The organism is Fenollaria massiliensis, from assembly GCF_000312505.2.
GTDB lineage: Bacteria > Bacillota > Clostridia > Tissierellales > Peptoniphilaceae > Fenollaria > Fenollaria massiliensis.
Genome location: NZ_HG326224.1, coordinates 160,183 through 174,151, shown reverse-complemented (window position 1 = coordinate 174,151; position 13,969 = coordinate 160,183). Strand labels below are relative to the sequence as shown.

Below are 13,969 nucleotides of genomic sequence, written 5' to 3'. Positions count from 1 at the left end.
TGGAACATGGATATTTTACAAAAAGGCTTATTAGCTTTTCAATACAAAGATATAGTTAATGACGTTAAAAACGAATTAAGTCCCATTTTTATAAATGGTCTTGTAGAAGAAGCTATAGGCGTTAGCGTTAAAACTATCCAAGATGAAACTGATACTAGCTCCATCATCATCACGTATGATGAAGCAAGAGCAAGAAGAATTTATGAGGATTTAAAAAATTCTCATTCCAATGTATATTATTTAAAAAAGAGAGAGATGCTTTTTTATAATGTTAGCGACTCCTCTTTAGAAACTGAATATTCAAGGATACAGACACTTATGTCTGTACTTAAGGACAAAAACTCTATCTTGATAATGGATGTAAAAACTCTTGATGAAGAGCTTATCAGTCAAGATATCTATAAGAGCCTAAGCTTTAGTTTAAAAACTAGTCAAGTCGTTAATATAGATGACTTAACTAGTTCTTTAACTGAGCTTGGATACAAAAGAGCAAGTATCGCCTCTAATAAAGGCGAGTTTGCTCTTAGAGGCTCTATTGTGGATATCTTTGACTCGATTTCTGATATGCCATTTAGGATAGAGTTTTTTTCTGATGAAATTGATTCAATAAGAATTTTTGACAAAGATACACAAAAAACTATTGCAACGACTGAAGAAATTATTATTAATCCTGCAAGAGAAATTTTAATTCTTGATAAATACAAAAAAAATATTATTGATAATTTAAAAAAAGACTTTGACAAGACAAAAGAAGCTAACAAGAGCTCATACTCACTTATGAATGAGAAGTTTAAAGAATATTTTGAGATGCTTAAGGAAGATAGTTTTGATAAGAACAGATCTCTACTATTAAGATATATCCCTGATAAATTCAAGTGCAGCATCTTTGATTATTTTGATGAAAATACTTATATTTATTTAGATGAGAGTAAAAGACTTGAAGAAGAGTATGATAAGTACATAAATTTTCACTCTCAAGAGATGGAGTCCTTATATAAGAATGGCGAGATACTTCAAAAAGAGTTTAACGCCATCATGTCATATGGTGACGTTCTTAATAGGATTAAAAAGAATAATTTAGTTTTACTGTCAAATATTTTATTAAATACAAAAGATTTTAATCCAAAAGCTATTTACAATTTACATTTAAATTCTGTAACAAAATATAATTCTAAGTATGAAGCGCTTCTTGGTGATTTAAGACACTATAAGCTTAGAGGCTATAAGATACTTTTATCTATAAAAGATATTGAAAGATACGATAGAATTTATTCTCTATTAAAAGATAATGACATAGCTTTTATACAAGAGGATGAAGTAGATGACAAGATTTTATCAAATCAACTCTTATTAAGAAATGATTCATCTACTAGAGGTTTTGTATTTAGTGAAAATAAATTTATAGTTTTATCTGAAAATGATATTTATGGCTCGCAAAAAGAAAAACTTAGAAAGAAAAAATCTTCAAAGAAGCTTGATATTTCAGATATATCCGAAGGAACATATATAGTTCATGAAGACCATGGTGTAGGTATATATAAGGGCATAGTTAAGCTAGAAGTTCTTGGCGTAAAAAAAGACTTCTTATATATACAGTATAAGGGCGAGGACAAACTTTATGTACCAATCGCTCAGATGGATAGGATACAGAAGTTTTCTGATAAAGATAGCAAAGACGTTAAGATAAATAAATTATCTACAAATGACTGGATCAAGCAAAAATCAAAATCAAAGAAGGCTATTGAAAAGATGGCTGAAGATTTAGTTGAGCTATATGCAATAAGAAAAGAAAAAGAAGGCTATGCCTTTTCAAAAGATACTGCTTGGCAAAGAGACTTTGAAGAGTCCTTTCCTTATGAAGAGACAAAGGGACAGCTCGAAGCAATTATCGATATAAAAAGAGATATGGAGTCAAATAAGCCCATGGATAGGCTTTTATGCGGGGACGTTGGTTTTGGCAAAACTGAAGTAGCCCTTAGAGCAGCGTTCAAAGCCATCATGGATGGTAAGCAAGTTGCATTCTTATGTCCAACAACTATACTTTGTCAGCAGCATTATGAGACAATTATTGAGAGATTTAATAAATATCCAATCCGTTCGGCCATGATGTCTCGCTTTAGAACAAGTAAAGAGCAAAAGCAAACGGCCGAAGAACTTAAAACTCATAGCATAGACATAGTCGTTGGAACACATAGATTATTATCTGATGATGTTAGATTTAAAGATTTAGGCTTATTAATCATAGACGAAGAACAAAGATTTGGTGTTAGAGATAAAGAAAAAATTAAGAAACTTAAGGAAAATGTTGATGTTTTATCACTTTCAGCCACACCAATACCTAGAACCATGCACATGGCTTTGTCAGGCATAAGAAGTATGTCTGTTATAGAGGAAGCGCCTCAAGATAGATATCCTATACAAACTTATGTTTTGGAATATAATAAGAGTCTTGTTAGAGATGCGATACTTAAAGAGATGGATAGAGACGGTCAAGTGTTTTTTGTCTTTAATAATGTTGAGAACATTGAAAAAATGTATAATGAATTACAAAATTTAGTTCCTGAAGCAAGAATTGCCATCGGTCACGGACAAATGACTGAGTCAAAACTTGAAAAAGTTATGATGGATTTTATGTATCATAAATATGATGTTTTGCTATCGACAACTATAATCGAGACAGGACTTGACATACCAAATGCAAATACAATTATCGTTTATAACTCAGAAAATATGGGTCTAAGCCAGCTTTACCAGTTAAGAGGAAGAGTAGGCAGAATGAATAGAATTGCTTACGGCTATTTCACTTATAAAGAAAATAAAGTTCTTACTGAAACACAAGAAGAGAGACTAAAGGCGATAAAAGAGTTTACTGAGCTTGGAAGTGGATATAAAATTGCTATGCGTGATTTGCAAATTAGAGGTGCAGGTAATTTATTAGGAACGTCTCAACACGGCCACATCGCTGCGATCGGTTATGATTTATACATCAAATATTTAAATCTTGCTATAAAGAAGCTTAGAGGATATGAAGTTAAAGAAGATATTGATACAAGAGTTGACATCACCGTTGATGCTTATATACCAGATGATTTTGCTCCTGACGAATACATTAAGATGGATCTATATAAAAAGATAGCTGCAGTTGAAAACGAAGAGATGAAGAGCGAGCTTATAGATGAAATCGTTGACAGATTTGCCGATATACCTAAATCAATAGTTAATCTAATCGATATAAGCGAGATTAGATCCATGGCAAAAGAATTTTCAATAACATCAATTAATGAGGTAGGTGGCGATTTTAGGATAGAATTTTTAAACGATAAAGTTATCAATCCTCAGTGGATAGCTGATATATATAAGAAATATAAGAACAGACTTTATATAAACAAGAGATATATGAATGTTATAAGAATATCTATAGAGGGTGAAAACAAGATAAAACTCATAAAAGATATATTAATTTTATTTAAAATGAGTAAATAGATAAAAAAAGCTTGAAAATTTATTTAAAAAGATATATAATAATTCTATGAGTAAAAATTAAGGGGAGATATGATGAAGAAAAACATTAAAATTATTTTGCTTGTTTTAACTGTGATGTCAATCTTATTTGCTACATCTTGTAAAAAAGCAGATGAAGATGCAGTAGCAACAGTTAACGGAAAAGCAATAAGTGAAAAAGATTTCACAGAAAACTATAAAGTATATGAACGTATGTATAAGCAACAACTTGGAGAAGAAGCGCTAAAGAAAACTGATAAAGACGGTGTTTCTTTTAAGGATAAGCTTAAAGATAATATACTTGAAAAACTTATAGTTGATGAACTTATTAATCAAGAAATCGATAAGAAGAAGATTGCTATCGAAGATGAAGAAGTAAACAAGTTATATGAACAAACAATCAAGGATATGGGCGGTAAAGAACAATACGAACAATTCTTGAAACAACAAAATATAACAGATGATTTCATTAAAGATAGTATCAAAAAAGATTATAAGCAACAAAAACTAGAAGAATCTTTTTATAAGGACAATAAGATTACTGATGAAGAAATCAAAGAATTCTATGATTCTAACAAGGATAAGCTTATAAAGTATAGCTTAAGCCAAATCATGGCGGACAATGAAGATGACGCTAAAAAGCTTTACGATAGACTTCAAGCTGGTGAAGATTTTGCTGAACTAGCTAAGAAAGAATCAAGCGATACTTACTCAGCATCAAATGGCGGTAAGATGGGCGAAGTTCAAGCATCATCAATGCCAGAAGAGTTCTTAAATGCAGTTAGCTCAACTGAAATCGGTTCTTACTCAAAAGTATTTAAGAGTGATATGGGATATCACATAGTAAAAGTTGAAGATAAAAAAGATCAACTTGAAGATTTAAAAGCTGAGATAGAACAAACATTAAAAACTCAAAAATTTGTTGGATACATGAAAGAGCTTAGAGCAAATGCAGACGTTAAGAAGATGGATTTACCAGAAATTAAAGATGACGATGTAAAGGCAGATGATGAAGCAAAAGATGCTGATAACAAAGACGCTGATACTAAAGACGACAGCAAAGACACTGAAACAAAAGATGACAGTGAAGCTGAAGACAAATCAGATAATAAATAAGTAATAAATTTAAGGAGGATATTATGGCTGAATACAAATTAAAAGCACAAAAGCGTGAAGCTGTAGGAAAAAATAAAGTTGATAAAATTAGACAAAATGAACAATTACCAGCAGCAATTTTCCAAAAAGGAAAAGAATCAGAACACATTACTATCAATGATCTAGAATTCAAAATGTTATACCAAAAAGCAGGTATGACAAGTATCATAGATCTTGACATCGATGGAGCTGTTAGACCAGCTATCATTAAGGAAATTCAAAGACACCCATTCAAAAATCAAATTCTACATGTTGGTTTCCAAGGAATTAACATGGACGAAAAGATTAAGATCGAAGTTCCAGTTGAATTACTTAACAGAGATGAAATCAGAAAACAACCATCTGTATTAAATCAACAACTTGATACTATCGAAGTTCTTGTATTACCAAGCAACATTCCAGATAGCTTCTCAATTGATGTTCAAAACATGGAATATGATGACTCATTCACAGTTAAGGATATAGTTGGTGACAACAAAGATGTTGAAGTACTTATAGATCTAGATGAAGTTGTATGTTCATTATCAGCACCAAGAGAAGAAAAAGAAGAAGAAGCAGTTGAAACTTCAGCAGCTGATGTACCTGTAGTAGGTAAAGAAGAAAAAGAAGAAGACAACGAATAATATTGTTTATATGGCCTTGCCACTCGTTAAGAGTAGCGAGGCTTTTTTATTTTGCGTAAAATCATTTTATGCAAATTAAAAATTGAGTAAAATTATTTAATTAAAAATTAAATTATAATCAGTATACTTCTTGACTTAGAGAAATATTTATTTTATAATAAATATGTATGCAAAGGAGAAAAATATGATTAAAAAACCTAAGTTAAGAATAGATATAATTTTAGTAATGTCAATACTGGCGCTACTTGCTTTTGGCACCATCATGGTATATTCAACTACTCTATCATTTGCAAAGCCAGTACAAAACGGCTTAATGAAAACACATTTTTTGTCTTTAGCATTAGGGCTAGTTGTGATGTTTACTTTGATGATAATAGATTACAATATATGGGGCAAGCTATACCTATTCATATATGCGGGATGCATCTTATTATTAGTGGCAACACTTATATTTGGAAAAACTGTTCACGATGCGAAAAGCTGGATACAGATAGGATCAAGATTTTCATTTCAGCCATCAGAGTTTGTAAAGGTAGGTTTAATAATATCACTTGCAAAGTACATAGATAAAAATATAGAAAATTTAAATAATCCATTTGTTTTGCTTAAAATACTTGCATTTGCATTCTTACCAGTATTTTTGATTCTTTTACAACCAGATTTTGGTACAGCAATTGTATATGTATTTTTCATTTTCATAATGATATTTTCACAAGGAATTTCTTTAAAATATGTTATGTACGCTATAGGTTTAGGAATTTTATCGATACCAGCATTATGGTTTTCAATGAATCAATATCAAAAGAACAGAATATATGACTTTCTTGATCCAACAAGAGATGCTATGGGCTCGGGTAGACAAGTTATTCAAGGCAAAATCGCACTAGGCTCAGGTAAACTTTTTGGCAGAGGTTTATTTAAGGGTACACAAAATTTATATAAATACGTTCCAGAAAAACATACTGACTCAATCTTTGCTATAGTAGGTGAGGAAACTGGCTTTTTAGGCGGAGCGATAATGATATTTTTATATTACACCATGTTAAGAAGAATGCTTATTATAGCTAAGAGTTCTAACAATGTTTTTGGCTCCGCAATGGTATCAGGGTTTTTAGGTATGTTTCTATTTCATATAGTGCAAAACATAGGTATGATACTAGGAATTTTACCAGTTACAGGAATTCCTCTACCATTTATAAGCTATGCAGGAACTTTCCAATTAACAGGCCTTGCCTGCATAGGTCTAGTTCTTTCTGTTAATTATAATAGAGGAGCAAAAAGATTTACTGACGATAGCTTTGATTTATTAAAATGATTATAAAACACAGTGAACTTGATAAATTAATAAAAAAATACAGCGTTGATGCCTTTAGGATTACCGATGCATCAAGATTAGATTTGCTTGGAGATGCATCAAATGAATTTACTAAGTACAATAAGGAAGAAAGATTAAATCCAAAAACTCTTTTTCCGAATGCTAAAAGTATAATTGTTTTTGGCTTAAGTTATAATTATAAAAAAGCTAAGAGAAAAGAAGGATCTTATTTATTATCAAGGTCATCTTATGGATATGACTATCACAAAATTTTCAAGGAAAAGCTTGATAAAATTGATAAAGAATTATTTTTAGATGAGAAAAGTGAAAGTCATGTCTTTGTTGACACAGGTCCTTTGATTGAAAGACTTCTTGCAAAAAAATCGGGCTTAGGATTTTTAGGTAAAAACACCTGCATTATTAATCCAAATTTGGGTTCTTTTATCTTTATTGGGTATATAATAAGTAATGAGCCTAGTGATTTTTATGATGAAAGTCTAAAAATTGATTGCGGCTCATGTGATATATGTGAGAGGGCTTGTCCAAACAGAGCACTTTGCGGCTATAAGATGCAGATGACAAAGTGTCTATCGTACATCACTCAAAAAAAAGGCGACTTAAGTGAATTTGAAAAGAAAAATATAAAGACTTACATATATGGCTGTGACATTTGCCAGGAAGTCTGCCCTTATAATAAAAATGCCAAAAAAGTTTATCATGAAGAGTTTCATGAATTGGATGACTATGGACTTGTATATAAAGATGACTTTAACTTAAGCAATAGAGAATTTAAAGAAAAATATAAAGCCATGGCAGCCTTATGGCGAGGCAAAAAAATCCTCGAAAGAAATGCAAATATTATAGATAATAATAAAAATGATATAGTCAAATGAAAGGAAGGGTATTATGTCAAATGTACACGAATTAGGATTTTTAAAAGACAAAATCCAAGAGTTAAAAGATCAAGGAGTTTATAGAAAATTACCTATATTAAGCTCACCTGATGATGCTGAAATTATTTTAAATGGTAAGAAAGTAATAAACTTATCATCAAACAACTACTTAGGTTTTGCTAATAACCCTAGAATTAAAAAAGCTTCTATCGCAATGGTAGAAAAATACGGAGCAGGCTCAGGAGCTGTTAGAACCATAGTTGGTAACATGGATATCCATGAAGAACTTGAAAAAGTTTTAGCAGAGTTTAAAAGAGAAGAAAGAGCCTTCGTTTATCAATCAGGATTTAACTGCAACGCAGGTACTATCCAAGCAGTAACTGAAAAAGGCGACTTAATCATATCTGATGAGTTAAACCATGCTTCAATCATCGATGGTTCAAGACTTTCTAAAGCAGATAGAGCTATATTTAAGCACTCTGATATGGATAGCTTGGAAGATGTTTTAAAAGAAAAGAGAAAAAATTATAGAAACGTTCTTATCATAACTGACGGCGTTTTCTCAATGGATGGAGATATAGCTAAGCTTCCTGACATCGTTGATTTAGCTGAAAAATACGAATGCATGACTTATGTTGACGATGCTCACGGATCAGGAGTTCTTGGTGAAAATGGTAGAGGTACAGTTGACCACTTCCATTTACACGGAAGAGTTGATTTCTCAATCGGTACTTTATCAAAAGCTATTGGCTGTATCGGTGGATATGTAGCTGGATCAGAAACTATGTATGAATGGCTTATCCATAGAGCAAGACCAGTATTATTCTCAACAAGCTTAACACCAGCATCAGTTGGAGCTATAACTGAAGCTATCAAGATGCTAATGGAAAGCAGTGAATACACTGATAAACTTTGGGATAACGCTAGATATTTCAAGGAAAAACTAAGCAAGCTTGGCTTTAATACAGGTCACAGCGAAACACCTATCACTCCAGTTATTATTGGCGAAGAAGCAAAAGCTATGGAATTCTCAAGAAAATTACTTGAAAACGGAGTATTCGTTTCAGCTATAGTATTCCCAACAGTACCAAGAGGAACTGGTAGAGTAAGATGCATGGTTACAGCAGCTCATACAAAAGAACAACTTGATGAAGCATGCAGAATATTTGAAAAAGTAGGAAAGGAAATGAACATTTTACAATAATGTTCGTTACGAATATGCTTATCAGCATAACTATATATGATGCTTTGAGCTTAAAAGATAAACGCATGGTTGTTAAATCCATCGTAGAAAGAATAAGGTCAAGGTTTAATGTCTCTGTTTGCGAAGCTGCAGATAACGATAAGTGGCAGGTAAGTGATTTAGGATTTTCCTTCGTTTCAAATGAAAGTAAATATAACGAGAAAACTATCGAGAAAATTATAAACTTTATCGATAATGACGATAGGGTTGAAATTACAAACATAGATAAAGAGATGTATAGTTATGAAAAAAGTATTAAATAAAAAAGAAGTAAATACAGTTTTGGACATACTGCGTCAGGATTATCCCGACGCAGGTCCTGAGCTGCATTTTAGAAATGAATTTGAGCTTTTGATAGCAACGATATTATCAGCTCAAACAACAGATAAGCAAGTTAATAAGGTTACTGACGTGATGTTTCAAATCATGCCAGAACCAGTTGATTACATAGAAAGACCTCTTTCTGAAATTGAAGATATGGTTAAATCCATAGGCTTTTTCAGAAATAAGGCAAAAAACATACAAAAGACTTGCGATATATTAGTACATAAATACGATAGCCAGGTGCCAAAAACATTTGAAGAGCTAGTAGAATTATCAGGAGTAGGAAGAAAAACTGCCAATGTAGTATTATCAAATGCTTTTGGCGAACAAAGGATAGCTGTTGATACTCATGTATTTAGAGTTTCAAACAGAATTGGTTTAGTTCATGAAGACAATGTATTGGATACTGAAAAAGCACTTATGAAAAAGCTTCCAAAGGACACTTGGTCACTTGCCCATCATCTTTTGATATTTCATGGAAGAAGAGTATGCAAGGCACAAAGACCATTGTGCTTGGAATGCGATTTGAGCGAGATTTGTTTATATAGAAGGGGAATGGATAAATGAAAAAAGGATTAGCAATATTTATAGTCCTAATATTAATTTTAGGCGGAGGATATTTTGGATATACAAAATATAAAGAGCTTAAAAGGATAGAAGCTATGGAAGAAGCGCTACAAGGAGATAATATTTACTCAGGCATCACCATTGATGGAATTGATGTTGGAGGGCTTTCAAAAGAAAAGGCAAAAGAAAAAATTCTTACAGCAAAAGCGAGTGAATTAGAAGGAAAAAATATCAACGTAACTGTTGAAGACAAAAATTATAACTTTGAGTTAAAAAATCTAGATCATAAGATGGACGTTGATAAAGCAGTTAACGAAGCATACGATTATGCAAGAGAAGGAGAACTAGAAGAAAGATACAATAAATTTGAAGCACTTAAAAAAAATCCACTAAATATCAATATTGATAAAGAAATTGATTACTCACATGTTGATGAATTTGTATCCAAAATTGCTAGCGAAACTAATTCGGACGCAGTAAATGCAGAATTTAGCGTGAGTAATGGCAAAATAACTTCTACTGAGAGTAAAGAAGGAAAAAAATTAAATTCAGAAAAATTAAAAAATGATATAATTGATGCTATAAACAATAGTAAAGAAACAGTTACTGCAAGTGTTGAGACTATTGAACCAGAGAAAAAACATTCTGAGTTAGAGAAAATCAATGGACTTATAGGCTCATTTACAACAGACATCAGTACTAGCTCAAATGAGAGAAAGACAAATATAAGAGTATCGTCAGATACTGTTTCAAAGAAATTATTGCTTCCTGGAGAATCTTTCAATTTTAACAATGCTATAGGAGACGTAACTGCAGCAAAAGGTTATAAAAATGCTCATGTATTAAAGGGTGGAGAATATGAGGACGGCTTAGGAGGAGGCATGTGCCAAACTTCAACAACACTATATAATGCTCTTATAAGGGCAGGAGTTAAAATAATTGAAAGACATCCTCATTCAAGAGCAGCTGCTTATGTACCAAAGGGACAAGATTGTGCTGTTTGGAGAGGAACAAAAAATTTAAGATTTAAAAATGATTTTGATTTTCCTATATATATAGACTCAAATGTTACAAAAAATAAAGTAACATTTTATGTATACGGAGACAAAACTAAAAAAGATTACGATATAAGCTTCAAATCAGAGATAGTTGAAGTAATTAAATCTGAAACCATTGAAAAAGTTGATCCTAGTCTTAAACCAGGAGAGAGAGTAGTTGATTTCAAGGGTTATGATGGATATAGAGTAGTAACTAATAAAATTATTACTAAAGATGGAAAAGTTATTTCAAATAAACAATTTACAAAAAACTATTATCCAAAGAGAGATACAATAGTTAGAGTTTCTGAAAAATCTGCAGATATTGATAGCTCTGTCCAAGATAGTGGGAATAACGATGCGGTGATTTTGCCATGATAGATATAAAAATACTTGCCTTCGACATGGATGGCACCTTATTAAATAGTGAAAAAATGGTAAGTAGAGGCACATCACTGGAGCTTGAAAGATTAAGTGAAAATGGAGTTGAAATAGTTCTCTCAAGCGGTAGACTTCATAAATCAATCGAAGCTTATGCACACATATTGCCATTTAAAACTTCAATAGTAGCCACAAATGGAAGCGTGGTCACAGACTATGAAGGCAGAAGAGTTTATGAAAAACCAATTGATACAGATGCTTTTATAAAAGTTGTTGACTTATTATATGATTATAAGATGAACTTTCATTTTTACGGAGTGAATGAGTTTTATAGGCTTAAGGGAACTACATCACTAAACACATACTCAAGAGTACCTAAAAATATAAAAGATACTATAGATATAATTGAATATAATAACATAAAAGAAATTAAAGAGTCATGCGAGAACAATTCTTATTTTAAAGTATTACTAGTAGAAGAAGATAAAAAATATATTGAAGAAGTAAGACAAGAGCTAAGCAAAATTGATAAAATTAAAATATCGAGTTCTTGGACTAATAATATTGAGATTGTTCCAGAAGGGGTAAATAAAGCTAGATCGTTAAAATATCTATGTAAAAACTTAGGATTGGATCTAAATAATTTAATGTCCTTTGGAGACAACAATAATGACATAGAAATGATAGAAGAATCGAAAGTTGGTGTTGCCATGAGTAATGCTACTAACGAGTTAAAACAAAAAGCAGATTTCATAACTGATTATGACAATGATCATGACGGTATAATGAAATTCTTAAAACAATATTTCTAGGAGGAACTCATGGCAATCAATATAGTTTTACATGAACCAGAGATACCGCACAACACAGGAGCGATAGCGAGGTCTTGCGTCTTAACAAATTCAAGATTGCATCTAATTAAGCCATTTGGCTTTGATTTAGACGACAAACATTTAAAAAGAGCTGGTCTTGATTATTGGAAGTATCTAGATCTTACAATATATGAAGATTTAGACGATTTTTTCGAAAAGAATAAAGATATAAATTTTTATTTGGCAACTACAAAGACCAATAATATTTATTCTGATGTTAAATTTAAAGATGGCGATTTTATTTTCTTCGGCAAAGAAACAGCTGGTTTACCAGAGAATTTGATTAAAAAATATAGCGAAAGAGCAATAAGAATACCAATGATTAAAGATTTAAAAAGATCGTTAAACCTGGCAAACTCTTGTACGGTTATATTGTATGAAGCATTAAGACAGCTTGATTTTATGAATCTTATATAGGTGATGATATGGATTATTTATTAGGACTTATGGGCGGCCTTGGTTTATTCCTATATGGAATGAGCCTTATGGGAGACGGACTTCAAAAGGCAGCAGGAAACAAATTAAAAAATATTATTGGCGCTTTAACTAAAAATACCTTCATGGGTATATTAGTTGGTACTGTAGTAACAATGATTATACAAAGTTCATCAGCTACTACAGTTATGGTTGTCGGCTTTGTAAACGCAGGACTAATGAACCTATATCAAGCAGTTGGAATCATCTTTGGAGCAAATATTGGTACAACAATCACAGGCCAAATGCTAGCTCTAAATATTTCTAGATACGCACCAATAGCGATATTCATCGGTGTTTTATTATTTATGCTTGGTAAAAAGAAAAGAATAAAAAGTTATGCGGAAATTGTTTTAGGACTTGGTATACTATTCTTTGGTATGGCAGCTATGGGCGACGCGATGAGGCCATTAGGAGAAAGCGCATTTTATGCCAATTTAATGGCAAAATTAACTAATCCGTGGTTAGGACTTTTAGTCGGAATTGTAATGACAACTATACTTCAATCATCATCAGCAGCACAAGCCATAATACTTGCACTTGCGTCACAAAACATTATTAATATGCACATAGCTTTCCCAATATTATTTGGACAAAACATAGGAACGACAACAACAGCACTTATTTCAAGTATTGGAGCAAGTAGAACAGCAAAACAAGCAGCATTTATACATTTTATATTTAACGTTTTTGGCTCAATTGTATTTTTATTATTATTAAAGAATCCGATAGAAGCTTATGTTGTCAATACTTTTGCTTCGACAACAACACAAATTGCCATGGCACATACATTCTTTAATGTAATAAATGTACTTTGGATGATGCCATTTGCAAAATTATTAGTTAAGCTTGCCCAAAAAATCATTCCAGAAAGCGACAATAAAGAAGACAAGCACGCTATACACCTAGACTATCGTATATTAACTACACCAGGTTTAGCCATAGGAACAGTTGTGGATGAATTGACAAGAATGAATGATTTAGTTTTACAAAACATAGAAGATTCAAGAAATCTATTAATTAACAAAAAAATTGAGCTTATGGAAGTTATTTACGATAGAGAAGATCTTATAAACAGTCTTCAAAAAGAAATAATAGATTATTTAGTAAAGGTGTCAACATCAGGACTATCTAAAGAACAACACGAAACAGTCGATGATTTATTCTTTATAGTAAACGACATAGAAAGAGCTGGAGACCATGTTAAAAATATAACTCAACTAAGTGAAGAAAGAATAAACATGGATATACACTTTACTGGAGAAGGCAAAAAAGAACTTAATGAAATGTATGATTTAACAGTAAAAGTATTTACACTTACAATGAGTGCATATAGAGCAATGTCTGAAGATATGGCGTATGATATAGTTGAAGTAGAAAAGAAGATAGACGTATGCGAAAAAGAATTTAGAGAGAAACACTTTAGAAGACTTATGTCAAACGAATGCGAAGAAGAGCAAGGCATTATATTCTTAGACACAATATCGAATCTTGAAAGAATAGGTGACCATGCAGACAATATCGCAGGATATATATTAAAACATTTTGAATAAATTATAAAACTATAGGATAATAGCAAAGAAT

At 31.7% G+C, this 13,969-nt stretch carries 12 protein-coding genes; all 12 read left to right on the top strand.

Going from position 1 to position 13,969, the window contains the following annotated elements; genetic code table 11:
• The first annotated feature begins 6 nt into the window (after positions 1-6).
• The 12 genes from mfd (at position 7) to BN30_RS00810 (ending at position 13,938) form a co-directional block, all read left to right on the top strand.
• Positions 7-3,483: a transcription-repair coupling factor gene (gene mfd / locus BN30_RS00865; protein WP_019213641.1), complete on the top strand. Its 3,477-nt coding sequence runs from the start codon at positions 7-9 to the stop codon at positions 3,481-3,483.
• Between the two features lie 72 nt (positions 3,484-3,555).
• Positions 3,556-4,617 (top strand): peptidylprolyl isomerase, encoded by a 1,062-nt coding sequence (locus BN30_RS08605; RefSeq protein ID WP_019213640.1) that lies wholly within the window; start codon positions 3,556-3,558, stop codon positions 4,615-4,617.
• Between the two features lie 23 nt (positions 4,618-4,640).
• On the top strand, positions 4,641-5,279 hold the full coding sequence (locus BN30_RS00855) for a 50S ribosomal protein L25 (RefSeq protein ID WP_019213639.1): 639 nt from the start codon (positions 4,641-4,643) through the stop codon (positions 5,277-5,279).
• Positions 5,280-5,463: 184 nt separating this feature from the next.
• On the top strand, positions 5,464-6,594 hold the full coding sequence (gene rodA / locus BN30_RS00850; protein WP_019213638.1) for a rod shape-determining protein RodA: 1,131 nt from the start codon (positions 5,464-5,466) through the stop codon (positions 6,592-6,594).
• The gene (gene queG, locus BN30_RS08600; RefSeq protein ID WP_019213637.1) at positions 6,591-7,487 is read left to right on the top strand and encodes a tRNA epoxyqueuosine(34) reductase QueG; all 897 of its coding nucleotides are present in this window, start codon (positions 6,591-6,593) and stop codon (positions 7,485-7,487) included. Before rodA ends, queG begins: the two co-directional genes overlap by 4 nt.
• 13 nt (positions 7,488-7,500) lie before the next feature.
• Positions 7,501-8,691, top strand: a complete 1,191-nt coding sequence (locus tag BN30_RS00840) for a glycine C-acetyltransferase (protein ID WP_019213636.1) — start codon at positions 7,501-7,503, stop codon at positions 8,689-8,691.
• On the top strand, positions 8,691-8,993 hold the full coding sequence (locus tag BN30_RS00835) for a DUF503 domain-containing protein (RefSeq protein WP_019213635.1): 303 nt from the start codon (positions 8,691-8,693) through the stop codon (positions 8,991-8,993). The genes BN30_RS00840 and BN30_RS00835 overlap by 1 nt, the downstream gene beginning before the upstream one ends.
• Positions 8,974-9,621 (top strand): endonuclease III, encoded by a 648-nt coding sequence (gene nth, locus BN30_RS00830; protein WP_019213634.1) that lies wholly within the window; start codon positions 8,974-8,976, stop codon positions 9,619-9,621. The genes BN30_RS00835 and nth overlap by 20 nt, the downstream gene beginning before the upstream one ends.
• The gene (locus tag BN30_RS00825; protein WP_019213633.1) at positions 9,618-11,036 is read left to right on the top strand and encodes a VanW family protein; all 1,419 of its coding nucleotides are present in this window, start codon (positions 9,618-9,620) and stop codon (positions 11,034-11,036) included. Before nth ends, BN30_RS00825 begins: the two co-directional genes overlap by 4 nt.
• On the top strand, positions 11,033-11,851 hold the full coding sequence (locus BN30_RS00820) for a Cof-type HAD-IIB family hydrolase (RefSeq protein ID WP_019213632.1): 819 nt from the start codon (positions 11,033-11,035) through the stop codon (positions 11,849-11,851). Before BN30_RS00825 ends, BN30_RS00820 begins: the two co-directional genes overlap by 4 nt.
• Before the next feature lie 9 nt (positions 11,852-11,860).
• Positions 11,861-12,328 (top strand): tRNA (cytidine(34)-2'-O)-methyltransferase, encoded by a 468-nt coding sequence (locus BN30_RS00815; protein WP_019213631.1) that lies wholly within the window; start codon positions 11,861-11,863, stop codon positions 12,326-12,328.
• Positions 12,329-12,336: 8 nt separating this feature from the next.
• Entirely contained in the window at positions 12,337-13,938 is a 1,602-nt protein-coding gene (locus tag BN30_RS00810) for a Na/Pi cotransporter family protein (RefSeq protein WP_019213630.1), read from the top strand.
• Positions 13,939-13,969: the final 31 nt, after the last annotated feature.

What these genes read in the sequence shown, in the direction of transcription:
- mfd (WP_019213641.1), top strand. Translation starts at nt 7, where the DNA reads ATGGATATTTTACAAAAAGGCTTATTAGCTTTTCAATACAAAGATATA.
- BN30_RS08605 (WP_019213640.1), top strand. Translation starts at nt 3,556, where the DNA reads ATGAAGAAAAACATTAAAATTATTTTGCTTGTTTTAACTGTGATGTCA.
- BN30_RS00855 (WP_019213639.1), top strand. Translation starts at nt 4,641, where the DNA reads ATGGCTGAATACAAATTAAAAGCACAAAAGCGTGAAGCTGTAGGAAAA.
- rodA (WP_019213638.1), top strand. Translation starts at nt 5,464, where the DNA reads ATGATTAAAAAACCTAAGTTAAGAATAGATATAATTTTAGTAATGTCA.
- queG (WP_019213637.1), top strand. Translation starts at nt 6,591, where the DNA reads ATGATTATAAAACACAGTGAACTTGATAAATTAATAAAAAAATACAGC.
- BN30_RS00840 (WP_019213636.1), top strand. Translation starts at nt 7,501, where the DNA reads ATGTCAAATGTACACGAATTAGGATTTTTAAAAGACAAAATCCAAGAG.
- BN30_RS00835 (WP_019213635.1), top strand. Translation starts at nt 8,691, where the DNA reads ATGTTCGTTACGAATATGCTTATCAGCATAACTATATATGATGCTTTG.
- nth (WP_019213634.1), top strand. Translation starts at nt 8,974, where the DNA reads ATGAAAAAAGTATTAAATAAAAAAGAAGTAAATACAGTTTTGGACATA.
- BN30_RS00825 (WP_019213633.1), top strand. Translation starts at nt 9,618, where the DNA reads ATGAAAAAAGGATTAGCAATATTTATAGTCCTAATATTAATTTTAGGC.
- BN30_RS00820 (WP_019213632.1), top strand. Translation starts at nt 11,033, where the DNA reads ATGATAGATATAAAAATACTTGCCTTCGACATGGATGGCACCTTATTA.
- BN30_RS00815 (WP_019213631.1), top strand. Translation starts at nt 11,861, where the DNA reads ATGGCAATCAATATAGTTTTACATGAACCAGAGATACCGCACAACACA.
- BN30_RS00810 (WP_019213630.1), top strand. Translation starts at nt 12,337, where the DNA reads ATGGATTATTTATTAGGACTTATGGGCGGCCTTGGTTTATTCCTATAT.